Origin of the sequence: Gillisia sp. Hel_I_86 (assembly GCF_007827275.1) — a bacterium.
Classification (GTDB): domain Bacteria; phylum Bacteroidota; class Bacteroidia; order Flavobacteriales; family Flavobacteriaceae; genus Gillisia.
Window position 1 is genome coordinate 86,427 of sequence record NZ_VISE01000001.1, and the last position, 26,632, is coordinate 113,058.

At 35.8% G+C, this 26,632-nt stretch carries 25 protein-coding genes; 16 read left to right on the forward strand and 9 right to left on the reverse strand.

Annotated features, from left to right (window positions below; all coding sequences use genetic code 11):
* Window positions 1-302: 302 nt before the first annotated feature.
* The 4 genes from mazG to ruvX all read right to left on the reverse strand — a co-directional run bounded on the left by mazG (window position 303) and on the right by ruvX (window position 3,004).
* Window positions 303-1,076 carry a nucleoside triphosphate pyrophosphohydrolase gene (gene mazG / locus JM83_RS00430; RefSeq protein WP_144958355.1) on the reverse strand — a complete coding sequence of 258 codons (774 nt, stop codon included), beginning with the start codon at window positions 1,074-1,076 and terminating at the stop codon, window positions 303-305.
* A 397-nt stretch (window positions 1,077-1,473) separates the two neighbouring features.
* Window positions 1,474-1,911, reverse strand: a complete 438-nt coding sequence (locus JM83_RS00435) for a DUF5606 domain-containing protein (protein WP_144958356.1) — start codon at window positions 1,909-1,911, stop codon at window positions 1,474-1,476.
* Between the two features lie 58 nt (window positions 1,912-1,969).
* Window positions 1,970-2,560: a peptide deformylase gene (gene def / locus JM83_RS00440; protein WP_144958357.1), complete on the reverse strand. Its 591-nt coding sequence runs from the start codon at window positions 2,558-2,560 to the stop codon at window positions 1,970-1,972.
* A 36-nt stretch (window positions 2,561-2,596) separates the two neighbouring features.
* Window positions 2,597-3,004 (reverse strand): Holliday junction resolvase RuvX, encoded by a 408-nt coding sequence (ruvX, locus tag JM83_RS00445; protein WP_144963649.1) that lies wholly within the window; start codon window positions 3,002-3,004, stop codon window positions 2,597-2,599.
* A gap of 86 nt (window positions 3,005-3,090) precedes the next feature.
* On the opposite strand from ruvX, the gene JM83_RS00450 reads away from it, so the two are divergent.
* From JM83_RS00450 to JM83_RS00460, 3 genes are all read left to right on the forward strand, one after another.
* On the forward strand, window positions 3,091-3,906 hold the full coding sequence (locus tag JM83_RS00450; protein WP_144958358.1) for a 2,3,4,5-tetrahydropyridine-2,6-dicarboxylate N-succinyltransferase: 816 nt from the start codon (window positions 3,091-3,093) through the stop codon (window positions 3,904-3,906).
* Window positions 3,907-4,064: 158 nt separating this feature from the next.
* On the forward strand, window positions 4,065-5,099 hold the full coding sequence (locus tag JM83_RS00455; RefSeq protein WP_261376289.1) for a glycosyltransferase family 9 protein: 1,035 nt from the start codon (window positions 4,065-4,067) through the stop codon (window positions 5,097-5,099).
* Window positions 5,096-6,130 (forward strand): CDP-glycerol glycerophosphotransferase, encoded by a 1,035-nt coding sequence (locus tag JM83_RS00460; RefSeq protein WP_144958359.1) that lies wholly within the window; start codon window positions 5,096-5,098, stop codon window positions 6,128-6,130. The genes JM83_RS00455 and JM83_RS00460 overlap by 4 nt, the downstream gene beginning before the upstream one ends.
* 40 nt (window positions 6,131-6,170) lie before the next feature.
* Here the strand turns inward: JM83_RS00460 and JM83_RS00465 are convergent, their stop codons facing one another.
* The 3 genes from JM83_RS00465 to JM83_RS00475 all read right to left on the reverse strand — a co-directional run bounded on the left by JM83_RS00465 (window position 6,171) and on the right by JM83_RS00475 (window position 8,996).
* On the reverse strand, window positions 6,171-7,016 hold the full coding sequence (locus JM83_RS00465) for a glycosyltransferase (protein ID WP_144958360.1): 846 nt from the start codon (window positions 7,014-7,016) through the stop codon (window positions 6,171-6,173).
* Window positions 7,017-7,092: 76 nt separating this feature from the next.
* The gene (locus JM83_RS00470) at window positions 7,093-7,842 is read right to left on the reverse strand and encodes a lipopolysaccharide kinase InaA family protein (RefSeq protein WP_144958361.1); all 750 of its coding nucleotides are present in this window, start codon (window positions 7,840-7,842) and stop codon (window positions 7,093-7,095) included.
* Window positions 7,843-7,889: 47 nt separating this feature from the next.
* Window positions 7,890-8,996 carry a glycosyltransferase family 4 protein gene (locus JM83_RS00475; RefSeq protein ID WP_144958362.1) on the reverse strand — a complete coding sequence of 369 codons (1,107 nt, stop codon included), beginning with the start codon at window positions 8,994-8,996 and terminating at the stop codon, window positions 7,890-7,892.
* Window positions 8,997-9,229: 233 nt separating this feature from the next.
* On the opposite strand from JM83_RS00475, the gene JM83_RS00480 reads away from it, so the two are divergent.
* The 6 genes from JM83_RS00480 (at window position 9,230) to JM83_RS00505 (ending at window position 15,146) form a co-directional block, all read left to right on the forward strand.
* Window positions 9,230-10,339, forward strand: coding sequence for a glycosyltransferase family 4 protein (locus tag JM83_RS00480; RefSeq protein WP_144958363.1), 1,110 nt, complete (start codon window positions 9,230-9,232; stop codon window positions 10,337-10,339).
* A complete protein-coding gene (locus JM83_RS00485; RefSeq protein ID WP_144958364.1) occupies window positions 10,329-10,901 on the forward strand; it encodes an L-threonylcarbamoyladenylate synthase in 573 nt (190 codons plus the stop codon). Before JM83_RS00480 ends, JM83_RS00485 begins: the two co-directional genes overlap by 11 nt.
* Before the next feature lie 3 nt (window positions 10,902-10,904).
* Window positions 10,905-12,368, forward strand: a complete 1,464-nt coding sequence (locus JM83_RS00490) for a CCA tRNA nucleotidyltransferase (RefSeq protein WP_144958365.1) — start codon at window positions 10,905-10,907, stop codon at window positions 12,366-12,368.
* Entirely contained in the window at window positions 12,365-13,378 is a 1,014-nt protein-coding gene (locus JM83_RS00495) for a COX15/CtaA family protein (protein WP_144958366.1), read from the forward strand. Before JM83_RS00490 ends, JM83_RS00495 begins: the two co-directional genes overlap by 4 nt.
* Before the next feature lie 53 nt (window positions 13,379-13,431).
* On the forward strand, window positions 13,432-13,941 hold the full coding sequence (locus JM83_RS00500) for an IS1096 element passenger TnpR family protein (protein WP_144958367.1): 510 nt from the start codon (window positions 13,432-13,434) through the stop codon (window positions 13,939-13,941).
* 146 nt (window positions 13,942-14,087) lie between these two features.
* Window positions 14,088-15,146, forward strand: coding sequence for a nucleoid-associated protein (locus JM83_RS00505; protein ID WP_144958368.1), 1,059 nt, complete (start codon window positions 14,088-14,090; stop codon window positions 15,144-15,146).
* On the opposite strand, the gene JM83_RS00510 is transcribed toward JM83_RS00505, so the two are convergent.
* Window positions 15,143-16,207: a hypothetical protein gene (locus JM83_RS00510; RefSeq protein ID WP_144958369.1), complete on the reverse strand. Its 1,065-nt coding sequence runs from the start codon at window positions 16,205-16,207 to the stop codon at window positions 15,143-15,145. The two genes, JM83_RS00505 and JM83_RS00510, sit on opposite strands and share 4 nt — an antisense overlap.
* A 92-nt stretch (window positions 16,208-16,299) precedes the next feature.
* On the opposite strand from JM83_RS00510, the gene JM83_RS00515 reads away from it, so the two are divergent.
* The 5 genes from JM83_RS00515 to JM83_RS00535 all read left to right on the forward strand — a co-directional run bounded on the left by JM83_RS00515 (window position 16,300) and on the right by JM83_RS00535 (window position 23,269).
* Window positions 16,300-17,202, forward strand: a complete 903-nt coding sequence (locus JM83_RS00515) for an ABC transporter ATP-binding protein (RefSeq protein WP_144958370.1) — start codon at window positions 16,300-16,302, stop codon at window positions 17,200-17,202.
* Window positions 17,203-18,039 (forward strand): ABC transporter permease, encoded by an 837-nt coding sequence (locus tag JM83_RS00520; protein WP_144958371.1) that lies wholly within the window; start codon window positions 17,203-17,205, stop codon window positions 18,037-18,039.
* A 202-nt stretch (window positions 18,040-18,241) separates the two neighbouring features.
* Window positions 18,242-19,849: a T9SS type B sorting domain-containing protein gene (locus tag JM83_RS00525; RefSeq protein ID WP_144958372.1), complete on the forward strand. Its 1,608-nt coding sequence runs from the start codon at window positions 18,242-18,244 to the stop codon at window positions 19,847-19,849.
* Between the two features lie 65 nt (window positions 19,850-19,914).
* Window positions 19,915-21,918 carry an excinuclease ABC subunit UvrB gene (uvrB, locus tag JM83_RS00530; protein WP_144958373.1) on the forward strand — a complete coding sequence of 668 codons (2,004 nt, stop codon included), beginning with the start codon at window positions 19,915-19,917 and terminating at the stop codon, window positions 21,916-21,918.
* 139 nt (window positions 21,919-22,057) lie between these two features.
* Window positions 22,058-23,269 carry a hypothetical protein gene (locus tag JM83_RS00535; protein ID WP_144958374.1) on the forward strand — a complete coding sequence of 404 codons (1,212 nt, stop codon included), beginning with the start codon at window positions 22,058-22,060 and terminating at the stop codon, window positions 23,267-23,269.
* Window positions 23,270-23,314: 45 nt separating this feature from the next.
* Here JM83_RS00535 and JM83_RS00540 read toward each other — a convergent pair whose 3' ends face one another.
* On the reverse strand, window positions 23,315-23,758 hold the full coding sequence (locus JM83_RS00540; protein WP_144958375.1) for an Hsp20/alpha crystallin family protein: 444 nt from the start codon (window positions 23,756-23,758) through the stop codon (window positions 23,315-23,317).
* 200 nt (window positions 23,759-23,958) lie between these two features.
* Here JM83_RS00540 and JM83_RS00545 point away from each other — a divergent pair, with 200 nt between their 5' ends.
* Together JM83_RS00545 and JM83_RS00550 are read left to right on the forward strand one after the other, a co-directional pair.
* Entirely contained in the window at window positions 23,959-25,269 is a 1,311-nt protein-coding gene (locus JM83_RS00545; protein WP_144958376.1) for a DUF2254 domain-containing protein, read from the forward strand.
* On the forward strand, window positions 25,262-26,086 hold the full coding sequence (locus tag JM83_RS00550; RefSeq protein WP_261376290.1) for an alpha/beta hydrolase: 825 nt from the start codon (window positions 25,262-25,264) through the stop codon (window positions 26,084-26,086). The genes JM83_RS00545 and JM83_RS00550 overlap by 8 nt, the downstream gene beginning before the upstream one ends.
* The last annotated feature ends 546 nt before the right edge of the window (window positions 26,087-26,632 follow it).

Here is a 26,632-nt window from a genome sequence, read left to right on the forward strand (position 1 = left end):
AAAAAAAGGACACTTTTTTGTAGGTGTTCCCAATTATGCTACCGCGTAATTGGAACCGTACTCCCCTAGCTAAATTTTCTCCAAGGCTTCGAAAATTTTACGCTGGGGAAGCACTACACTGCAAAAAAGAAGGTCTTAAAAACGATAGATCTGCTAAGAACCATCATACGTCAATTTCCCACGCTGGATAAATTTTTTTATCACAGGTCTCGGGGTGACGACAATTAAATATTCTGAATTTATATAAAAAGGCAAAGTTTTAAAACTTCGCCTTTTTATATATTGTATAAAGGAAACTTTTTTTAAAGTGTCTTGGCCTCTTCCCAAAAAACATCCATTTCTGCCAAGCTCATATCACGTAAGGGCGTATTTCTTTCGTGGGCCTTCCCTTCCAGGTACTGAAATCGTTTAATGAATTTTTTGTTGGTGCGCTCTAAGGCAGTTTCCGGGTTTATATTCAGGAACCTTGCATAATTGATCATCGAGAACAAAACATCTCCAAATTCAGCCTCCATTTTATCCGTATCAGCTATATTTACTTCATGCTGAAGCTCTTCCAGTTCCTCCTTCAATTTTTCAAAGACCTGTTGTGGTTCTTCCCAATCGAATCCTACGCCCGCAACTTTCTCTTGAATCCTACTTGCCTTGACCAAGGAAGGCAAGGAAACAGGCACCCCTTCCAAAACGCTTTTTTTACCCTCTTTTAATTTCAGCTTTTCCCAATTTTGTTTGACCTCCTCTTCATTTGCCACTTTTACGTCGCCATAAATATGCGGGTGGCGATCTATAAGCTTATCACAAATACTATTGGTAAGATCGGCAATATCAAACTGGCTTTTCTCACTTCCAATCTTTGCGTAAAACACAATATGGAGCAAAATATCACCCAGCTCTTTTTTGATCTCTTCGGGATCATTATCTAAAATAGCATCGCCCAGCTCATAGACCTCCTCTATAGTAAGGTGCCGTAGAGACTCCATGGTTTGTTTTTTATCCCAAGGACATTTTTCCCTTAACTCATCCATGATGGTTAAAAGCCTATCTATCGCCTTTAGTTGATCTTGTCTTGAATTCATGATACCATGCTTTTTGTAAAAATACGATTGTGGATTTATTTCCGAAGCTAAAAATTTTAGATAATAGCATAAAAGAAAGCAGCCTTAAATTGCTTAAAGCTGCTTTTTAGTATTAATTTTTATATATCCGTTGCTTGTCCTATAATTTTTTGTTACCCTGAGATCCGTGATAAAAAAATCATCCAGCGTAGGAAATTGACGTGTTTTTTATATAAGCTGATGGGATGCTGAAACAAGTTCAGCATGACGACAATTCCGCATCGTCACCCTGAACTGGTTTCAGGGTCTCTATTTACTGTGTTGATTCTTAGTGTTATAAGATTCTGAAACAAGTTCAGAATGACGTTATTTATCATTTTACGATACTTTACGGATATACAATGATTAATTCAGAAATTTATTCTTCCTCTTCTGAAGAAGCTTTTTCTTCTGATGTAGCTTTTTCTTCCACAGAAAATTCTGTGAATCCATTTTTCACCAATAAATTATACCATTGGATCACTTTTTTGATATCGCTTTGATATACCCGCTCTGCATCATAATCTGGTAAGACCTCAGAAAAATAAGCTTCCAATTCTTTCTTCGAAGCTTTTGCGCTTATTGCTTCTTTGCCGGCTTCCTTTTCAAACATTTTCTGAAAAATAGTGCCCAAAGGAACTTCTTCAGTATATGTATAGATAGCGATCTCACTCAATAAGCTTACATTGTGGCGCACATTTACAGCGATTTTCTTCTGATCTATAATGGATTTAGCGATAAAACCACCTCTAGTTTGTGCTGACAACTCATATAATCCCGGTTTTCCCGAAATTGATAAAATCTTTTCTAAACCCATATTGTATTATAAATTTTGGCTGGCAAATATCTATTCTCTCTGCTTAATATCAAAAAGATTAACGTCCTTTTTTAATCAATGGGAAACGCATCCTATAATCGGCATGCACTTTTCCTTTTGAGATATTTGTCAATTTCCCTTTAATTAATCTTTTTTTAAGGCTGGATAATTTATCGGTGAACAGGATTCCTTCAATATGATCATATTCATGTTGAATAACCCTTGCGCCTATTCCGTTAAATGTCTTGGTGTGAGATTCAAATTTTTCATCCAAATATTCAATTGTAATTGTAGGCTTTCTAAAAACATCTTCCCTAATATCCGGAATACTCAAGCATCCTTCATTAAATGCCCACTCTTCTCCCTCTTCAGCAATAATCTTAGGATTTATAAAAACCATCTTCATGTTGGCAAGTTGCTCATTTTCTTCTTCACTTAGGTTTTCTTCATCCACAAAAGGGGATGGATCTATCATAAACATTCGAATAGCCCTCCCTACTTGCGGTGCAGCCAAACCTACGCCCATCGCCTCATACATGGTTTCCCACATATTTGCAATAAGTTCATCCAATTTGGGGTAATCTTCTGGGATCTCTTTCCCTTTTTTTCTTAATACCGGATCTCCGTAGGCGACAATGGGTAAAATCATTTTAAAATAAATATTGAAAGTTTAATATTGAATTTTCTAAGAATATAAATAAGACTGTAAAATAATAGTGGCACTTATTTCGTCTACCAATGCTTTATTTTGGCGCTTTTTCTTTTTTAGTCCGCTATCTATCATGGTTTTAACTGCCATTTTCGATGTAAAGCGTTCGTCCACTCTTTTTAATTGCATTCCTGGAAACTTTAACGTGAATTTTCTGATGAATTCTGAAATTGCGACTTCACTTTGGGAAGCAGAATTATCCATTTGTTTAGGTTCCCCCACGAGTACCAGTTCTACATTTTCAGAACCAAAATAAGATTCCAAAAACTTCATTAGCTCTCTAGTATCAACCGTAGTGAGACCTGAGGCTATGATCTGCATCTCATCTGAAACTGCAATTCCCGTACGTTTTGTACCATAATCTAAGGCCAAAATCCGTGCCATCATAAATTTTAGGCAAAGGTAAGGTTTATATCCCTATGCATCCAAAAATTGATGTGAAGCAGTTATATTTGCTAAAAATTATTTATATGCAATCATTAGAGACTCAAATAACAGCAGCTTGGGAAAACCGGGAGCTATTAAAAGAAGAACCCACGATAAATGCCATTAGAAAGGTGATCACACTTTTGGATGAAGGAGAATTAAGAGTTGCGGAGCCTACCGCCGATGGTTGGCAGGTAAATGAATGGGTGAAAAAAGCAGTTGTGCTTTATTTCCCAATTCAAAAAATGGAAACCTTGGAAGCTGGAATTTTTGAATATCACGATAAAATGCCTCTTAAAAGAGGTTATAAGGAAAAAGGAATTCGTGTAGTACCAAACGCAGTTGCCAGACATGGTGCTTATATTTCCAGTGGAGTAATCCTAATGCCCAGTTATGTAAATATTGGGGCTTATGTAGATGAAGGGACCATGGTAGACACATGGGCAACTGTGGGCAGTTGTGCACAAATTGGCAAAAACGTTCATTTAAGCGGTGGAGTTGGTATAGGTGGGGTTCTTGAGCCATTACAAGCTGCACCCGTAATTATAGAAGACAACGCATTTATTGGTTCCCGCTGTATTGTGGTAGAAGGAATTCGCGTTGAAAAAGAAGCTGTTTTAGGAGCAAATGTGGTTCTTACCGGTTCTACCAAGATCATTGATGTTACCGGTGCAGAACCGAAAGAAATTAAGGGATACATCCCTTCCAGATCGGTAGTGATCCCTGGAAGTTATACCAAGAAATTTCCTGCTGGGGACTTTCAAGTTCCTTGTGCTTTAATCATTGGTAAAAGAAAAGAAAGCACCAATAAAAAAACCTCCTTGAATGATGCTTTGAGAGAATATAATGTTGCGGTTTAAAATCCCCCTCCGGCTTCCCCGAAGGGGAAGGGTAAAAAAACATACAAAAAATCTCTGCCCAAGTTAGGGAGTAAAATAATATTGTGAAATTAATAAAAAAGTCCCTCCTTTGGAGGGATTTAGGGAGGAAAATGAAAATATTAGTGATTCAGCAAAAAATGATAGGAGACGTTTTAACATCTTCGATTCTCTTTGAGGCACTAAGAAAAGAATACCCCAATGCGCAATTACATTACTTGGTATATGCACATACGACCCCGGTTCTCGAACATAATCCATTTATAGACCAGATTCTTCATTTTGATGACACTACGAAAAAAGCTTTCCAATTCGCCGCTTTTCTGAAACAGGTGAAAAAAGAGCGGTATGATGCTGTGATAGATGTTTATGGAAAGTTGGGATCTGCAATTACATCTAAATATTCCAAAGCCAATATTCGGATTTCTTTCGATAAGTGGTATACCAAACCCTTTCATACTCATTATTTTAGTAGAAATATTACTGCGCAAACCAATGCGGGACCCGCTATAGAAAAGCGGTTGAGATTATTAAACCCTATCCTGAAACATATCCCCAAAGAGATTAAACCCAAAATTTATCTTACTGTAAAAGAAAGATCAAATGCTAAAGAAAAACTAGCCTCTGCAGGAATTGTTGAAGACAAATTATTAGTGATGATCTCTGTGTTGGGAAGTACCGATTCCAAAACATATCCTTTTAAATATTTAGCGCAGATTTTAGATCTAATAGCAGCGAAAAAAGAGGTACAGCTTCTTTTTAATTATATTCCAAATCAAAAAGAAGATGCCCTTAAAATATACAACTTATGCAATACTCATACTCAAAATTCAATTTTTTTAGATGTGTTTGGAAGCGATCTTAGGGAATTCTTGGCACTAACTTCTCATTGTGATGCATTAATAGGAAATGAAGGCGGTGCAATTAATATGGGGAAAGCTTTAGACATTCCAACCTTTTCTATATTCTCCCCTGGCGTACCAAAGGGAAATTGGAGCATTTATGAGAATGGAAGGACGAATGTTTCTGTACATTTAAAAGATTATAAGCCTGAGCTGTTCGATAAAAATTCCAAAAAAGAAGTGAAAAAAAGATCGAAAGAATTTTATGATCTTTTTCAGCTTTCTTATTTTGATGAAAAACTGTTGAGTTTCATAAACACGATTAGTAAATGAATTATCGTTTTTTAATTTATATAAGTCATACCTACGCGTTGCCTATTGGTGCCCCGCTTCAAAAAGAAATTTTAAGACAAGGGTTTGAAGTAAGATGGTTTTCTGAACTTGAGCCACCAAAAGCTTTTTTCCCTGAACATGGAACGCTAATTACTGATGCGAAAAGTTCGATTGAGTATGAGCCTCATATTGTTTTAACCATAACCAATGAAGTAGCCGATTTTATACCCGGATTAAAAGTTCAAATTTTTCATGGATTTCTAGCCAATAAACGAAGCAATAAAAAAGGTCATTTCAGAATTCGTGGATTTTTTGACCTTTACTGCACTCAAGGTCCATCTACCACTAAACCATTTAAAGAATTACAAAGAAAATATAAGCATTTTGAGGTAATAGAGACTGGTTGGTCTAAAGTAGACCCCCTATTCCCTTTAGAGAAAAATTTTAAAGCAAGACCTGTAATATTAATATCATCCACTTTTTCCCATAAACTAAGCCTTGCCTATAACGATTTAGTAATAAAAGAAATAGAAAGGCTTTCAAAACTTGGAAAATGGGAGTTTAAGGTTATTTTACATCCAAAACTGGCTAAAGATAAGATCGAAGCCTTCAAGGCGATTCAAAACGAAAACCTAACTTACCACGATACCACGGATATCATACCGCTCTTTAAAAAGGCAGATATTATGTTTGCTGATACCACCTCTGCGCTTACAGAATTCATTCTTCAACAAAAACCAGTAGTCACTTTTAAAAATAATAAACCCGGAAAGCATTTTATAGATATCACCGAAGTTTCCGAAATTGCAGATGCATTAAGCTTAGCTTTAACAAGACCCAAAAGTGTAATGGCGGCTATTCAGCATTATATAGATATTACCCACCCCTATTCCGATGGGAAATCCAGCCAACGCGTAATTAATAGTTGTATTGAGTTTTTAAACAGCGATAGGTCCTACCTTAAAAAGAAACCTCTTAATTTGATTAGAAAATTCAAAGTGAGAAAACAGCTTAACTATTTTAAATTTTAAAACACTGGTACTCTTTACAATCTACTAGCGGCTTAAGCAACTATTTATTATACACCCCAATAAATGTTTTAAAATCTTTATAATGCCGCTTAGATGTGAGATTCAGTCTGTTCTTAAAGCTCAAGAACCTCCAAGAATTAAAGGGTACTAAACTTCCTATTATTTTTGCTATTCTTGCTTCCGAAATGTGAAATTCATACAGCTTTCTAGGATCTATATCGCCAAAACCAGAAAATCTATTTACTTTATTTTTGGAATGAATAATACTTAACCAAAGTCTCTGCTTTTTGATTTTGGTCATGTTTTTCTCATACTTCCAAGAACCATGGCGTTCCCTAAACCAAACCGTTTTAAAATCTTCCTTCTTTTCTATAAGGCTCATAAAGGGATTGTTCAATTTCATTAGAATACCCAAACGAGTATTTTTGCCGGTTTCCAGAGTATATCCATCTATAATATCGAGGGCGTGGTGATCTTGTTTTTCAAAATAGCTTTGGATAACCTCTGTATAATTTTCATGAATACAGTCGTCATTATCCAGTCGGGAGGTAATAATATATTTTTCGGAATCTAGTTCTTTTATATTCTTAACGATCTCCGGCAAAAAATTAGACATCCCATCAATAAAGAAAGGAAAGAAATTTTTGAATGATTTTCTATATACCTCAACTTTTTGCTTGTAAACCTCGGGCGTATTAATATCAAAAAAGACCAACCATTTAAAATTTTGATTTTTTTGATTCTTAACTGAACTAAAGCAATAGTTTTCAAATAGATCGAAACGCTCTTCCAACCATTCTTCTGTAAGCACTTTTTCATTGTTCTTTGTTGTAGTCCAATGTTCTGCTCTTAAGTTAAAACGGGTAAGAATATAATGTTGAAACATAATTTATGATTAAAATCGATTTAGATTGATACTTACATTATAAAGAGTTTCTTGAAATTAAACTCCTAGCCTAATTCTATAATTTGAATTTTTCCTTTAACCTTTTTTTTCTGAGGTGACCCTCCTGAAATTTACTGGTATAAAACCACATCTTTTCGAACACTTTGCCACTATCCTCTTCAATGAGATTGGAATATTCGTCTGCCATAAATTCCACCATTTCCTTTTTAGGAGTTAAGCGGGAAAAGTTTTTCATGCGCTCTTCAAAATTCATTTTTTTAAAATTCATCCTGTTAAGATCTACAAGAAAAAAATCATAAGATTTATTGTTAATCTGTATGAGTGTATTGCCTGGAGAATGATCTAAAAACTCAATCCCATTTTCATGAAGCTTATAGGTAAATTGTGTAAAGGCCCTTAAAATTTCCTCATGATTTTCTAAGTTAGGATTAGTTACCAACTCGCGATATGTTAGATCGTATTTCAAATGTTCACTTATATAGAAACTTTCATTAAATAATGAAGATGATTTGTTTAAAGCATAAGCAACAGGAGCAGGTGTTCCAATGTTTTTAGACATTAAAATTTGGGCGTATTCAAACGATCTTTCCGCTTTAGATTTTCTGAAATATTTATAAATAACCTGATTGAGTTTATTGGGAACCTTGAATGACTTTATATTAAGGATCTTACCATTAAGATCAAAAAGTTTTATTTTATTTCGTGCACCACTACCTAGAAGTGTTCCCATGTTATCGAATGATAGTACAAACTCCAAGATTGTATCTCTCTTATTCTGATATTCTTCTGATAGTTTTATATGCATAATAACCGAGTCAATTTTTTGTAAGTGCAATAATTAGATTTAATATATTAATCTTGTAAGATCTTATTATAATGCGCATAAGTATCGAATACAAACTTTTTTTCTGTAAACTTATTAAAGAACAAATCACTAGCATTATTAGCGAAATTTTTCCCAATTCGTTTATCATTTTTCAATTTAGAAATACTTTCAGCTAAACTTTTAAAATCTCCAACCTCAGCTACATAAGCATGCGTACCATGTTTCACACAATCATCAACTAATCCAACTTTTGTAGATACAACCGGGATTTTGTGTTTAAATGATTCTAAAATAACCGTAGGGCCTCCCTCCCTTTCTGATGTTAATAAAAAAACATTGAATTGAGGGTGAAGGGAATGAGTGTTATCCGAAAATCCTAGAAATGTAATATACTGCTCTAAATTATATTTTTTTATCATTTCCCTTAGAGATTCTGTCCTTTTAGAGAAATACCCTATTTGCACTAGGTGAATATCCCTGATATTTAAATTATTAACTAGGTAATTAAGTGTTTCAACCAGCAAGGGTAGATTCTTTGCTCTTGTATGATTGGCAATATTACCAATTATAAAAGTAGAAATATCAACGTTTAATACCTCTTTTAAATTTATTTCAACTGGACTTTTATATACCTTCTCGGTTACACCATCATAAATGACGGAAAGTTTATGATAATTTTTTGAATTGAGGACAGTTTTAAAATATTGCATCACGTATGCTGAAACGCAAACTATACTATCGATACCCTTATAATTATATTTAATCCGGCTTAAAAAACTTGTTTTTCTGCTTACTGCTTTTTTTGAAAAAATAACTTTGACTCCTAATTTGTGAAAAATATCTGTAACAACATAGCCAGTTAAACTGGCACTTGTATGGAGGTGTATCAAATCTATTTTTTGCGAAATAACTATTTCTTTTAAAAATTTTATATACTTTTTAGAACCATGTCTGCATTTTGGAATTGGTAATATTGTAATATCCGTTTGGCCAAGTTTTTCAATTAAAGGTGAATTATTGAAACAAAAAAAACTTTGCTTGACATTATAATCCTGAAGTCCAATAATTAAAGAAAGTAATTGTTGTTCATTACCTCCCCAAACATGGGCTCCAGAAATGTGAAGTACATTCATATTTTATATTCAATTTATAACAAAGATAAAATAAGTAGCAACAATCCATTTGGCACTTATCTAAATACTTAAATTTAAAATGAAATTGCTTATCGCAACAAAGAGATGTAACTACTAAATTCGAAAATGAAATAAAAATATGTAATTTTGAAGCAGCGTATTTTAAGTACTTCTTTTTTATCTGAAGATTGCATTTAAATGAATACTATCTTTCAACTTACCAGTCTTTATTAATGAAAATCCTACATATTTCTGCAGTTAAAAGTTGGGGAGGTGGCGAGAACCATATAGAGAACCTTTGTAAGGAGCTTCACAAAATAGCTCCTTCCGTGCAAAACACGGTTTTATGTGTGAAAAATGGCCTTTTTCATAGGAAGCTTGTCAATTCAGAAATATTTTATGAAACCGTTTCTATTAATTTTAAAATGGATCTAAGGTTCTGTTTTAAAGTGATTGAAATTTGTAAAAAAAAACAAATAGATCTTATTCATATACATGATAGTACAGCGCTAACCTTGTGTATCATGGCAGATCACCTATACAACTTGCCTCCATTTGTTTTCAGCAAAAAAACCACATTTCCCATAAGGTCTCGTAAGCAGACGCTTTATAAATACAATTATAAAAAAATAAAAAAAATCCTTTGCGTTTCTGAAGCTACCAAAGCGATTACGGCAGTTAATGTTAATGATCCTAAAAGATTGGTGTCTATCTATCATGGCACAAAAGTTAATGATTATGATACTACTGAAACTTTAAGTTTAAGAGAGCACTACAACATTGAGCATTCAAAACGGATCATTGGGAATATTGCCAATCATAATTGGCCGAAAGATCTGGATACTTTTATAAAAGTTGCCAACACTTTGGTAAACGAAAGGGGAATTAAAGACCTTCATTTTATTCAGATTGGCAACTACACTACCGAAACTTCGGTTCTTATCGAAAAAATTGAAAGATTAAAGCTTTCTAAATATATCACATTAACCAATGTAATTCCAAATGCTTCAAAGCTAATTCCTCAGTTCGACATTTCTTTAATTACCTCAAAAAGCGAAGGTGTCCCACAGTTTATTTATGAATCTTTTTTACATAGAACCCCTGTGATCAGTACAAATGTTGGGGGTATTGCAGAAATTATAGAACATAATATCAATGGATTTTTATCCCCTTCTGGTAATTCCGAAATGCTTTCAGATTTGGTTATCGAACTATTAAATAATTCAGAATTAATAGAGAAATTCACAGCTATTTCCTTTAAAAAAATTCACGATAAATACACCACAGAGATGATGGCTACTAAAACTTTACAAGAATATAAATTGGTTCTCAATGGAAAATAATATTAAGCAAGAAATAGAAAATACCCTTGCAGTTTTAAAAAAAGGAGGAATTATTCTATATCCTACAGATACCATATGGGGTATTGGCTGTGATGCCACAAATCCTGAAGCTGTTGCAAAAGTTTATAAGCTAAAAAAGAGGGAAGAAAAAAAAGCGATGATCTGTTTGGTCAACTCTGTGAAAATGCTGGAACAGTATGTAAATAAAATTCCCAATATCGCATACGATCTCATAGATTATGCGGTTAAACCCACCACTATCATTTACGATGATCCTATAAAAGTTGCAAACAATCTTATTGCAGAAGATGAAACCTTGGCAATTCGTGTGGTAGCCGATAAATTTTGCGAACCCTTGATCTATAAATTTAGAAAAGCCTTGGTATCCACCTCTGCAAATATCAGCGGCGCGCCAAGCCCAAAATCTTTTTCGCAAATAAGCCCGGAAATTTTAAAAGGTGTGGACTATATAGTAAATTTGCAGCATTCAAAAATATCAGAGCAACCCTCCTCTATTATCAAGATTGGTAAAGATGGAAGCGTTAAAGTGATTCGACAATAAAATATGCCTAAAAACAAAAACTACAAGTCCGCTTTAAAACACCCCATTTTTAAGATCATCTCGCAAGCAGCAGGTAATTTAAATTTGAAAAGTTACGTAATAGGAGGATTTGTAAGGGATTTTCTGCTTGACCGGGGACAACCAAAAGATATAGACATTGTTGCCATTGGAAGTGGAATTGAATTGGCAACCGAAGTCTCCAAGTTGTTGCCCAATAATCCAAAAGTCCAGATTTTCAAAACCTACGGTACCGCAATGCTTAAAGCCTTCGATTTGGAGATCGAATTTGTGGGTGCCAGAAAGGAAAGTTATACAGAAGACAGTAGAAATCCTGTTGTAGAAAATGGAAGTTTGGAAGACGACCAAAAAAGGCGCGATTTTACGATAAACTCGCTGGCGTTGAATTTAGAAAAACCGCATTTTGGAGCGATGGTTGATCCCTTTAATGGTATCGAAGATTTGAAAAACCAACTGCTTCGAACCCCACTGGATCCAGGTATCACGTATTCTGATGATCCTCTTAGGATGTTAAGGGCGATACGTTTTGCCACGCAACTTCATTTTAAAATTGAACCAAAATCCTTGGCTTCAATTTCCAAAAATAAAAATCGGATCAAGATCATTTCCAAAGAACGGATCATAGACGAGATCCACAAGATCCTTCTCTCAGAAAAACCATCTATAGGATTTGCATTATTGCACAAAACTGGGCTTTTGCCCCTAACCTTTCCGCAGTTGACCGCCTTGGAAGGAATTGAAGAAATAGAAGGTCAAAAGCATAAAGACAATTTTTGGCACACGCTGGAAGTTGTGGACAATATTTCTAAAAATACCGATGACCTTTGGTTGCGGTGGGCGGCATTGTTACATGATATAGGAAAAGCACCCACCAAAAAATTCCATAAAAAGATTGGATGGACCTTTCACGGGCATGAATTTGTTGGTTCAAAAATGGTGTACAAGCTTTTCAAGCAAATGAAAATGCCATTGAACGATAAGATGAAATTAGTTCAGAAACTCGTTTTAATGAGTTCCAGGCCTATTGTTATTTCAGATGAAAATGTAACCGATTCTGCAGTAAGAAGATTGGTTTTTGATGCAGGGGATGATATTGAAGATCTCATGACCCTTTGTGAAGCGGATATCACCACTAAAAACCCGAAACGATTTAAAAAATACCATAACAATTTTAAAAAGGTTCGCGAGAAAATAAAAGAAGTTGAAGAGAAAGATCATATCCGAAACTTTCAGCCACCGGTTTCCGGCGAAGAAATCATGTCATTTTTCAACTTAAAGCCTTCCAGGGAAATTGGGGTTATTAAAGAGGCCATAAAAGAAGCAATTTTAGAAGGGGAAATTCCAAATGAACATGAAGCTGCAAAAGCGTATATGCTAAAAAAAGGAAAAGAACTTGGACTTAAGCCCTCTGCTGAAAAATCCCCAGAAAACAAAGGAAAAATATCATGAAAGACAATAAAAAGGTAGTTTACTGGCTCTTCTTGGGCTGTTTCCTCATTTTTATTATGGTAATTGTAGGGGGAATCACCCGTTTAACACACTCGGGCCTATCCATTTCAGACTATAAGCTTATAAGTGGGACGATTCCACCATTAAATGAACAGGAATGGATGGCTGCTTTTGAACTTTACAAACAATACCCCGAGTATCAAAAATTGCATACTCATTTTGGTCTTGAAGATTTTAAAGATATTTACTTTTGGGAATGGTTCCATAGGGTAATTGGCAGGTTGATTGGAATAATTTTTTTAATCCCTTTCCTGTATTTTATTTTTACCCGCCAACTCTCCAAGCCGACAATAAAAAAATCCCTTATTTTACTTGGACTTGGGGCTTTTCAGGGTTTTTTGGGCTGGTATATGGTAAAAAGTGGGTTGGTGGATATGCCCTGGGTAAGCCATTATAGATTGGCGATGCACTTAACCACTGCATTTATAACCTTTGCATATGCTTTATGGGTAGCATTGGACCTCATTTATCCCGAAAAAAAACCTATAGAAGTCCCATTTAGAAACCTAATTAGATGGGGAATGGGTCTCTTATTGTTGCAAATAATCTGGGGCGCGTTTGTTGCAGGATTGGATGCCGGCTGGATCCATAATACCTGGCCACTTATGAATGAAGGTAAATTGATTCACGAAACCGTGTATGTTGAAAAATCCCCTCTTTGGAAAAACTTTGTGGAAGGAAAAAGCGGGGTGCAGTTTATTCATAGATATCTCGCATATCTGGTTGTGGCGGTAATAATTTTTATCTGGTATAGATCCAAAAAGATGGTTTTAACGCTTCCCCAAAAGAATGGGATATCTGCATTATTGTTCTTGGTATTCCTTCAATTTTTACTTGGTGTGCTCACCCTAGTGTACGCCGTGCCTACCTGGCTTGGGGTCTCACACCAGATAGGAGCATTTTTTCTACTGGCGGCAATGACTTTTACCTTGCACAGATTTACTAAATAGGCTGGGTTTCTAATCTAAAACAGTATATTTGCAGACCAAATTTTACAGTAGTTATGGTTTATAGATTTAGAGTTATTTTGGATACGCAAGATGACGTTTTTAGGGATATTGAAATATTGGAAGAGAGCACATTGGAAGATTTTCATAACGCTATCGTGAATGCTTTTGGTTTTGATGGAAATGAAATGGCAGCTTTTTACATTAGCGATGAGGAATGGAACCAAGGCGAAGAAATATCCCAGTTCGATCTTGGGGAAGACCTTGGCTCTGTTAGGTTAATGAACGAAACCACGCTGGATAGCGTAGTTTCTAAGAAGCAGAGGAAACTGATCTATGTGTACGATTTTCTAAGCATGTGGACATTCCTGATTGAATTGGCCGATATCGCTGAAATTGAAGATGGTCGGGATTACCCTAACCTGATGTATGTGCATGGCCAAATCCCTGCCGATGCGCCAGATAAAGAATTTATAGCCGATAAAAATGAGTATGATGACGACGATGATTCAGGTTTGGACCTCGACAACTTTGATGACCTTTCTTACGACGATATTTGGAACTAGGCCCTCATTTACACTCAGGTATGGTAGTTAATAACTAATCATGACTTTCTGTTCAAGGTTCAAGGTTCAAGGTTCAAGGTTTAAAATTACTTCTCAATACTCAATACTCAATACTATTATCTAAAACCTAATATCTCAAGTCTAAAATGATCAACCTATATAACGCACAAATCGAGTCCCTTTCTATTCATAGGGTTGGAAATAAGAGCAGAAACGAAAATATTTTCCTTTCTGGTGCTCCCTTCGAATTGAATGATGAAATCGCTCCTTTGATCAAAGAATATTTCTTGAAATCTTTCAGGGAAAAAGAAGAGAATTATTATCAGTTTGCCCATGAAACCGATTTGGAATTCAATGAGTTATATAACTTGGCAAATCAAATTTTTGATGCTCCCGAGACGGTCCATGAGGTTTCAAAAAAAATAACCACTTTATTATTTGAGCAATCCTCCCATCCGCATATTAAAAGTGGGGAGGTGTATGTTGTTTATTTTGAAAACATGCTGTTGGATAATGAAAAGGTTTCAGCGATCGGGATCTTTAAATCTGAATTAAAACATGATTTTCTTCAGTTTCAAGAAAATGGTTCATTGCTGGAAATGGTAATTCAACAAGGGATCAACCTCCAAAAAATGGATAAAGGAGCCTTGATCTTCAATAAAAATAGGACTGAAGGCTACAAGATCCTTTCCGTAGATTCCAATAGATATGACACCAAATACTGGTTGGAAAATTTTCTTGGCGTAGATGTATTGGCAGATGAAAATTTCTATACCAAGAAATATTTAAAATTTTGCCAGAACTTTGCAAAAGATGTGGTGCTCCCTGCCGAAGACAAAAAAGAAGAAGTGATGTTCATGAACAGAAGTGTGGATTATTTCGCGAAAAACGACGCTTTTGAGGAAACCAATTTCTTGAATTCCGTAATCGACAATCCAGATTTAATTCCTGAGTTTAGAAATTACAAACAAGAAAAAGCGCCAAAATATAAAATTGAAGATCTAACTGAATTTAATATTGCAAACGCGGCCGTCACTTCCGCAAGAAAGTCTATTAAAAACACCATTAATTTGGATACCAACATTCAAATTAAAATGGATTTTATCAATCCGGAATCTGCCCAGAAATTTGTTGAAAAAGGATGGGATGAGGAAAAACAGATGTATTACTACCTGGTATACTTCAATAAAGAAGAAAAGAGTTAAAATCTTTTCTTCTTCAAGTTTACGTTTTCATAATTTCTTTTTACAAATTCCAATGCGGTCCTTAAAATTTGGCCCATGGTCTTAGCTCTCTTAAATTTCATGTCATTAGTAAATGCATAAAGATCCTTTCGAAGCATTTTAACATTTTCTGCAGTAGAGATATTATCATTGATCATACACCTAACCAGTTCCTTAAAACGGGCTTGGGCATTGATCATTCTCTTGGCCAGCAAGGAGCGCTCTTCTTTTCTATATTGTTCTATGGAACTATGTTCTAATTTTTGGGTCACCAACTCTACCATTTTAAAATTCTCCTTGAAAAATTGAGGCCTATACACCTTTAAATTACCTTCATAGCACTGCTGATCAAAATCTATAGCCCGAATGGTATATTCCACATGATCAAAATCGTGGGTAGGGATCACCACATAATTATAGGAACGCATATCGCCAAGCAGTCTCATGGTACAGCGCTCGTTAAATTTTACAAACTGTTTTGCTATTTGGGTTTTTGCACGTTCGTCGCAAAGAGGGAGTTCATCTTGGATAAATACATCTCCAGGAATTCCAGCAATATGTTCTTCTATTAAGGTGTCTTTGTAAACAAGAAAATTGATCCTATGCGGAGATAAAAGATGCTCAAATTCCAATCCATAAACCCTGGAAGCATCGGCTATCTTTACATAGAAATAGATGAAACTATCATTTAGGGTGTTTCTAACCCGAATTCTAAAAGGTTTCGAATTTCCGAAAGTGCAATAATCAATAGCATCTATATTCAGGTAAGGAAGTGAATCATCACTACCATCGGAGTGCAATATGGTATACACATATTTTAAAGACTCATCAATTTCGTTTCGCTCGCTATCAGAATAATAGCAACGCACCCATAATGTATCTTCTTCATGTTGATCGTAAACCACTATAGAACCAGAAAACCTCAACAGATCGTCATAAAAAACAGGGATTTTAGTATGCCTGTTATATTTCTCCAAATATTTATACAAACGTTCATTTACTGGAAAGGAAGGCTTTTTCCTCGACATTAAATTTTCTTCCATTTCTTAGGGTTTTTTCAAAAATACAGTATCTGTTTCACTTCTGAAGTAACAAAACGTTAACTTCGACGTCCTATTAAAAAATTCAGAGTAATTTGGAAACAATTCTTACTATAAATCAGCTTACCAAAAAATATGGAAGTTTAACAGCGGTAAACAACCTATCCTTTACAATTAAGAAAGGGAATGTTTATGGCATTTTAGGGCCTAACGGAAGCGGAAAATCCACCACCTTGGGAATGGTGCTAAATGTGGTAAATAAAACCAGTGGGGATTTCCATTGGTTCGACGGTTCCAATTCTACCCATGAAGCCTTAAAGAAAGTAGGGGCTATTATCGAGCATCCTAATTTCTATCCTTATATGACCGCGGCCCAAAACCTTGCATTGGTTTGTAAGATCAAGGAGATCTCAAAAAACAAAATTGAAGAGAAACTTGAGATTGTAGGACTGCTGGATAGAAAAGATAGTAAATTTAGGACCTTCTCTTTAGGGATGAAACAACGCTTGGCGATCGCCTCTGCCCTCTTGAACGATCCGGAAATCCTGATTTTAGATGAGCCCACCAACGGCTTGGATCCACAAGGCATCCATCAAATTAGAGAGATTATTCGAAAAATCGCATCCATGGGCACCACTATTCTTTTGGCCTCTCATTTATTGGATGAAGTAGAAAAAGTTTGCACCCATGTGGTGATTATTAGAAAAGGCATTAAACTGTATAGCGGCAGAGTGGATGAAATGAATGCTAGTCATGGCTTTTTCGAGCTAAAAGCAAATGATCTGGTCAAACTTCAGCAATTGTTGGAAGATCATCCCTCTATTGGAAAAATTACCGTAAACGAAGGGCTTTTAACTGCTATTTTGGAAGAACCCATGAACGCCGATGATTTAAACTCGTTCCTCCATCAAAGAGGAATGACACTCTCCTATTTGGTAAAAAGAAAAGAAAGCCTGGAAGAGCAATTTTTACAATTAACCAACCAAACCGCCCAGTAGATGTTACGATTATTACAAATAGAATTACACAAATTAAAATATAGCAGATCGGCCAAGATCCTTATTAGCACCTATTTTATCTTAATTACTTTTATTGCCTTGATCGCTTCTATAGAATTTGATTTGGGGCCTGTACATTTTAGGTTAGCAGATCAAGGAATTTTTAACTTTCCTTTTATTTGGCATTTCAACAGTTATATAGCCGCTGTTTTAAAGCTGTTTCTGGCCATAGTTATAGTTTCTATGATGTCGAACGAATATAGCCATAGAACGCTGAAACAAAACCTTATTGATGGTTTAAGCAAAAAGGAATTTGTTTTATCAAAATTCATCACAGTGCTTTTATTTGCTGTAATATCAACACTTTTCTTGGTAATTGTCACCCTTCTGTTAGGATATTCATTTTCAGATTACACCGAAGTATCCATTGTATTTTCAGATATGGAATACATAGTGGGGTATTTTATCAAACTCTTGGGGTTTTTCTCATTCTGTATGTTCATAGGGATTTTAATAAAGCGTTCTGCCTTTGCTTTAGGCTTTCTGTTTATTTGGTGGATCTTCGAAGGAATTCTATACGGAGTATTAAATTTTAGATTGTTTAGGGATAGTGACGTTCCTGAGAATATTATGCAGTTCTTTCCTTTAACCGCCATGAGCAATATTGTGGTTGAACCCTTTTCCCGGTTAAATTTCATTAAAACAGCAGCCACACAAATTGGGGAAGAATTGGACAAAGATTATGGGGTGCATTGGTATCAGTTATTAATTGTAATAGTTTGGACGCTTATCTTTGTATATTTATCCTTTGCCCTTTTGAAGAAAAGAGACCTATAATGTAAAAATTAATAGCCGTAAATATTCATACTGTACTGTTTGGACATCACCTTGAAGTGGTTTGTGGATCTAAGCTGTGAAGAAATTTGATTCATCTTAGATACTGAAAAAAGTTCAGAACGACGATCTAGTAACGAATTCAATTTTATGTGCAAAAACGGATATACAAAATTTTAATAAGCTTATAGCTCGATTTAATTCTGTGAAAAAAATAGTAGTATTTTATATCATTATTCTTGCCTCCTCTCCCGATTTTTGGGCACAATCGGGCTTAAATGATTGCAATGGAGCAATCAAGGTTTGTGGGGATGGAGCTTTATCTACCAATGCAAACGGGGTTGGAATTCAAGAATTAAGCGGATCAAATTCTTGCAGCAGCCAAGAAAACAACAGTATTTGGCTGGAAATTGAAATCACCAAAAGTGGAACTTTGGGATTCGATCTTATTCCAACCAGATCTGATATTAACGTGGATTATGATTTCTTCATCTATGGACCCAATGCCAGTTGTGGAAATCTCGGTTTTGCCATTCGTTGTTCTACTACCAACCCAAACGCGGCTGGACTCTCAGATAATCATACAGGAATGCGGGAAGGAGAAATGGATATTAGTGAAGGACCGGGTGAATTGGGAAATAGTTACGTTAAGCCCTTGGATGTATTGCCAGGGGAAACCTATTTTATTGTAATAGACAGACCAATAGGTTCGAGTCCCTTCAATTTAAATTGGACAGGAAGTTCTACTGTGGGGTCATTCCCATTTCCCGATGGCCCAGATGTAAATCCTGCCACAGATATAGAGAAGTGCAATGCCAACGGGATCACAGATTTCGATGTTTTTACCACGCAACAGGAAATCACAACTCAAAACCAAACCAGTATCAGTTATTTTGAAAACCTTGCAAGTGCCATAGATAATTCAAATCCAATCTTGGGTTTATATACCAGTATTACGCCCAGAAAAACGATCTATGCCCGGGTAGAAAATGATGTAACGGGGTGTTATAAAATAGTGGATTTTGATCTTATCATTAATGACGGCCCCATTATCAATCCTACGTGCACCCTTAATTTATGCGATATTGATTTCAGCGGAAATGAAGCGGTCTTCCTACCAACAATAGATAATGAAATTTTAAATGGATTGCCCGCCAATGGATACGTCATGAGTTATTACGGAGCTCTGGCAGATGCGCAAAGTAAAACTAATCCACTTTCAGAAAATATAAACACAACAGGCGAGCAAATTTTTGCACGTGTGGAAGAGCTAAATAATGAGCAATGCTATAATATTTCTGAAGTAAGCCTTATTCTGAATACTCCTCCCCAAATTGAAAACCTCAATATCGCTCAAGCTGAAGTTAATGCAAACAGTAATACCATAACCTTAAATCTAGGGGCTTCTGAAGCTTATGAATATGCCTTGAACAATATTGATGGCCCTTACCAAACAAGTAACGTTTTTCAGAATGTAGAATCGGGGTTTGCAACGCTTTATATTCGCGATGAGCAGCAATGTGCCATTATTTCTACCAGTATTGCGGTACTGGGGTACGATAATTATTTTACTCCCAACAATGATGGAATCAACGACCTTTGGAAAATTAAAGGGCTTGATAAGCTATTGGAAGGCAATGATTATATCTCCATTTTTGACCGATATGGAAAATTATTGAAGCAGTTAAAAAGTTCGGATAATGGCTGGGATGGTACTTTTAATGGAAAGGCTTTGCCGTCCGACGATTATTGGTTCCAGGCTTCGCTTAGAAATGGACAAGAATTTAAGGGCCATTTTAGTCTTATTAGATAAGAGCATGACACCTATTTGAATAGGCAGGATATTTGCTTATTTTCGTCAGGCTAAGAAAAAGATTCATGAAATTCAAAATCAAATCCGATTACAAACCTACCGGTGACCAACCACAAGCGATAAAAAAGCTGGTTTCAGGAATCGATGGAAACGAACAATACCAAACTTTATTGGGGGTCACCGGTTCCGGTAAAACCTTTACAGTTGCCAATGTTATTGAGGAAATTCAGCGACCAACGCTGGTTTTGGCACATAACAAGACACTTGCTGCGCAGCTTTATTCTGAATTCAAACTATTCTTCCCAGATAACGCTGTGGAATATTTTGTGAGTTATTATGATTATTATCAACCCGAAGCTTTTATTCCAAGTTCTGGAACCTATATAGAAAAAGATCTTTCCATCAACGAAGAACTCGAAAAGCTTCGTTTAAGCACTACCTCTTCCCTGCTAAGCGGAAGGCGTGATATTATTGTAGTGGCATCTGTTTCCTGTTTGTATGGAATTGGAAATCCTGTGGAATTTAAAAAGAATGTAGTTTCTATTGAAAAGGATATGCATATTTCCAGGACCAAATTGCTGCACAGGTTGGTTCAGAGTTTATATTCCAGAACTGAAGCAGATTTTAGCCATGGTAATTTCAGGATAAAAGGAGATACTGTAGATGTCTTTCCCAGTTATGCCGATAATGCCTTCAGGATTCACTTTTTTGGAGATGATATTGAAGAAATAGAAGAGTTTGATCCTAAAACCAATGAAGTCTTAGAGAAATACGATAAATTAAATATCTATCCTGCAAATATGTTCGTCACCTCTCCAGATGTGCTTCAAGGCGCCATCAGGGAGATCCAGGATGATCTTGTGAAGCAGGTTGATTATTTCCAAGATATTGGAAAACATTTAGAGGCAAAACGTTTGGATGAACGCACCAATTTTGACCTGGAAATGATTCGGGAACTGGGGTATTGTTCAGGGATCGAGAATTATTCCCGCTATCTGGATGGAAGGCTATCCGGCACTAGGCCATTCTGCTTATTGGATTATTTTCCAGACGATTATTTGATGGTGGTGGATGAAAGCCACGTTACCATTCCACAAGTACATGCTATGTATGGCGGTGACCGCTCCAGAAAAGAAAATTTAGTGGACTACGGATTTAGATTACCTGCTGCCATGGATAACCGACCTTTGAAATTCGAGGAATTTGAAGCCCTTCAAAATCAGGTGATTTATGTAAGTGCCACGCCTGCAGATTATGAACTACAAAAGACCGAAGGAATTTATATAGAACAAGTAATTAGGCCTACAGGATTGTTGGATCCTATTATAGATGTTCGTCCAAGTTTGAATCAGATAGACGATTTAATCGAGGAAATTCATCTTAGGACAGAAAAAGATCAGCGGGTATTGGTTACCACACTTACCAAAAGAATGGCCGAGGAATTGACCAAATATCTTACCCGCATAAATGTGAGATGTAGATATATCCATTCTGATGTGGATACGTTGGAACGTGTGGAAATTATGCAGGATCTACGAAAAGGGATTTTTGATGTGCTTATTGGAGTGAATTTATTGCGGGAAGGCTTAGATCTTCCAGAAGTATCATTAGTGGCTATTTTGGATGCAGATAAGGAAGGTTTTTTAAGAAGCAACAGATCGTTAACACAAACTATTGGTCGTGCTGCCAGGCATTTAGAAGGCAAGGCCATCATGTATGCAGATAAAATTACGAACAGCATGCAAACAACCATCGATCAAACCAACTACAGGCGCGAAAAACAGATCGCATACAATACAAAGTACAATATAGAGCCCAAGGCATTAATAAAAGCTATTGAAAGTTCTTTGGTAGGTAAAAAACTGGATCCTTATGTGATAGAAACTGCACCAACTTTAAAAGCAGCCGAAAAAGAAACAGAATATTTTAGCAAACCCCAATTGGCAAAACGAATTCGCACCAAACGGAAGGAAATGGAAACGGCGGCAAAAGAACTTGATTTTATGAGTGCGGCAAGACTGCGAGATGAAATTAAAATGCTTCAAGATAAAACCAAGGCATTAAGTTAAAATAAGTTTTTGGGTTAATATTTAATCTTATTGTGTTAATAATTTTTGTAATTAACTAAAAATCAACTATCTAATTTAATACCTTTCAGTATTATTTTCACATTAACCCTACTTATTGTGGTGGTTAATTGTGTTGTAAATGAAATGTTATTTAATTGCTTTTCTTTCTATACCATTTTTGGCTGTTTGCCAAGTTGGTATAAATACGTCTTCTCCCAAGGCCCAATTAGATATTGTAGCAATTTCCCCCGACAATCCGTTGATGATTGACGGACTCTTGATTCCAAGAATCCAAAAATTTCCAATGGAACCTCCCGCTAAAGACCAGCATGGTATGCTGGTCTTTTTAAATTCCAACGTGACAACTCAAAAAAGTGGATTTTACTTTTGGAACAACGATTCGCAAAAATGGGAAGCTCTGTCTGGAAATGCTTCAGAAAATTTCTATAAACCAACCACCACCGTAAGTCCAAATAATATCACTGATGCCATATATAGAAATGGAAATATTGGAATTGGTACCCAAGATATTACTTCAAAATTACAAATAGCTTTAAACTCTACTTCGGAAGCAGCGATCAAGAAAGGTTTGGAAGTTGATAATAATAACCCTGCTGTAGATAATCTCACAACTTATGGGATTATTAGCGACAACCGTAGTGCTACGAATGGAACTAAATATGGCTTCAAAAATAATGTGGGTGGTATTGGTACGGGAATCCATTATGGGATTTTTAATGAAACCTATCAGAATTCTGGAACCAATGATATTTATGGAATATATAATAGAGTTGGTAAGACCTTCGGAACCAATAGCAGCAATTATGGAGTTTATAGCGAAATAGGGCAAATTACTGGTACCGGTAAAATATATGGAGTTTATAGTGTGGCTTACGGAAGCAATCCCGATAAAGTATATGCCGGTTATTTCGCAGGAAGGGTGGGAATTGGTAATACACCCACAGAAGAATATATCTTTCCCGCCACCAGAGGAAGTAATTCCCAGACATTGACCTTAGACTCCTCAGGAAATATGAACTGGACGTACCCCAATGCACAAAATTATGTAACTACAGGAAGTGCAACCGGAGATTTTGTAATAACAGAAGATGTTGGAACTTTACGTATTAACAATGATTTGAGCCAAATAATAATTCCTCCAGCAAATCTTAATAAAGGGCGAATTATTAGACTTATTGGATGGGATGGAATTGGAAACAAGAATTTTGTGTTTTCCAATGCAGATAATTTGTATGATGTACGCAACAAGGTAAATGTTACTGGCATTGGAGCCAACCAAATTTTCACGATCCAGAGTGCGGGGAACCGCTGGATTTTGTTGAATAAGTAAAAAGCGCCAATAGGCGCTTTTTACTTAGAACCTTGCAATGTAGTATTACTTAATTTCAATCATTCGTTTTGCCCGTTGTTTGGCTTCTTCCTTCTTAGGAAGTTTAATTTCCAGGACTCCATCCTTATAAGCAGCAGAGATTTTCTCGCTTTCTACCGATTCAGGCAAACTAAAGGCTCTCCTAAAATTAGTGTAATTAAATTCTTTTCTTGTAAATCTTCCGTTAGTATCGGTAGATTCATGTTCTAATTTTTCTTCAGAAGAGATGGTTAGTACATTGTTATCCAATTCGATATTGAATTGTTTTTTGGATTTTCCAGGTGCTGCAACCGCAACAAAAAAATTCTCATCGGTTTCCTGAATATTCGCCGCAGGAATACGAGTACCAATGTTTCCTACATTTGAGGTACCACCGGACCAATCGTTCTTGAAAATATCGTCAAAAACAGATGGTAACCATTCATCTTCATTTCTCTTAATTAAATTCATAACATCAAATTTTTAGTTGAACATCATTTTACATATACTCAGCAAAAAAAATTCCAATCCGTTCTTCAAGTCAAAATGACCTGAAACCCATTGGTTTAACTGACTTTTTGTCTTTTGGGATTTAGTCAAAAATCAAATAAATGTGAAGTATATTAGTGACCCATTCTGAAAATGGTATTTTTAAGGTCTGAAATCATTTTATGAAAAAACTATTTTATCGTAGCCTTTCCTTTTTTAATACCATAGAAAGTAAAATTGCGTTTTATCCTACAGTTTTAGCTTTATTGGGAATCTTCTTTGCTTTTCTTTTAATATACCTTGAGAGTTTGGGGGTTTCCAAATATCTATTGGAAAAAGCTCCCATCCTTGTGGTGGATAATGGCAACACAGCCATGACCATACTTTCAGCATTGATCTCCGGTCTAATTTCTGTTATAGTATTTAGCTTTTCCATGGTGATGCTTTTATTGAGTCAGGCCTCGAACAATTATTCTCCAAGGCTGTTACCAGGGTTAATTTCAGACAGGAAGCACCAGATCATTCTAGGCATCTATCTTTCTACTATTCTTTACAATATTTTTATATTATTTTCCATACAACCTACGGGGGATAAATATCAAATCCCCGGCTTTTCGGTATTAATAGGTATTTTAGGCACTGTGATATGCATTTATGCCTTTATCTATTTTATTCATAATATCTCCCAGTCCATCCAAATAAGCAATATTCTAAAGAAAATCTATACCCAATCCAAAATTAGATTAACAGAAGTTATAGAAAAAGAAACCCCACATTTATCCCCTTTTCCAGATAGTGAGGACTGGCATGAATACCACTCAGAGAAAAATGGCTATCTACAAAATATTTCCTATACCAGTATGATTGGTTTTAGTAAAGAAAACGACACTAAACTCCATATACTCCCATATAAGGGCAGCTTTATTTTAAGCGGAATCCCCTTGTTCAAATCCCAGAAAGAGCTTGGCAAAAAGCAGGTAGACCAAGTATTGCAAAATATTAGCTTTGCACGGGAAGAATTGGTAGAAGACAATTATGTTCTAGGTTTCAAGCAAATTACCGAAATAATTTTAAAGGCGATGTCCCCTGGGATCAACGACCCGGGAACTGCCATAAATGCAATAGATTATCTTACGGAATTGTTAGCCTTGCGAATGCAAAAAAAGGATATCAATGTAATCCGTAAAGAAGAGGTGCCTTATGTAAAGATCAACACCGTAGATTTTAAAGATCTTCTCTATCAAGTTATGGTAGCCATTAGGACCTATTGCAAGCATGATGTTACCCTGTGCCAGAAATTATTGGTGATGTTGCATTATTTACTTCAACAAAAAACCTATAATGAAGATTATTATGATAATATAAAAGAGGAAGCTGCAGTCCTACTGGCAGATGCAAAAGAAGCCATTACAAATCCTACCGATATAGATAGACTGACCAACTTGGCAAAAACTTTTACCTTTCAATTAAATCATGCCGCCAAAAATGAATAAACATTTTTTGAAAATATTGTTTGTTGTTGCAACGATCCTTTTTGCACTTCCAACGATGGCGCAAACAACAGCATCGAAAAATGTAAGCACCTTTACTATCGATGCTCCCAAGTTGGACACTATTAAAAAAATCTGGATCTATTTACCGGAATCTTACAACACTTCAAACAAGAAATTTCCCGTGCTATATTTGCAAGATGCTCAAAATTTATTCAATGCCCATATATCCTACGCGGGAGAATGGAAAGTAGATGAGGCTTTGGACAGTCTCAAGCTGGATCTCATTGTAATTGGGATTGAACATGGAAATGAAAAACGCGTGGACGAATTAACCCCTTTTCCTCATCCAGAACATAAAGGAGGAAAAGCAAATGATTATTTGGAATTTATTCTAAAAACGCTAAAACCAAAGGTGGATTCCCTTTACAATACTTCTACTATTGCTGAAAATACTTTTATTGGCGGTAGCTCTTTAGGCGGGCTTTTCTCTTATTATGCCACTTTGAAGCATCCAGATGTTTTTGGAAAAGCGATTATCTTCTCGCCTAGTTTTTGGTATTCTGAAGACATTTTCGATTTAACTGAAAGTATAAAATCAAATAGTTTTTCCAAAACTGAACTCTATTTTAGAGCGGGGGAAAAAGAAAGCGAAACGATGGTACCGCTGATGTTTAAAATGAAAGAATTGCTTAGCTGTAAGTTGAATTCTGAAGCGCAATTAAATATAGCTTCCATTCCCAATGGCGAACATAACGAAGCGCTTTGGGCAAAAGTGTTTCCAGATGCAGCACTTTGGTTATTGGAATTGGATAAATGATCTGAAAAGAACCACAATGTAAATCTTTACAGAATACTTATTTAAAAAGCCACGAATTCACGAATCATCTTTAAATAATTCTGGATTGACCATAAAATATCATGAACAGTTAAAAGACCTCATTCTGTCCCGATAATCACGAAGATCGAATTGTCATTCTGGACATAATGAAGAATCTCAATGGAGCATTATTCATTGAAATGTAAAGGGATCCTTCCTTCGTCGGGATGACAAGTTAGTGTTGCAATGTCCCTTCCAGCGCAGTCGAGAAGTCGTTCTGTCCCGATAATCATGAAGATCGAATTGTCATTCTGAACATAGTGAAGAATCTCAATGAAGCATTATTCATTGAAATATAAAGAGATCCCTCCTACCATTGACGTATTTTTATTTATTTGCGAATCCAAGACCCTGAAACCAGTTCAGGGTGACGATGCGGAATTGTCGTCATGCTGAACTTGTTTCAGCATCCCATCAGCTTATATAAAAAACACGTCAATTCCCTACGCTGGATAATTTTTTATCATAGGTCTCAGGTGACGAGAT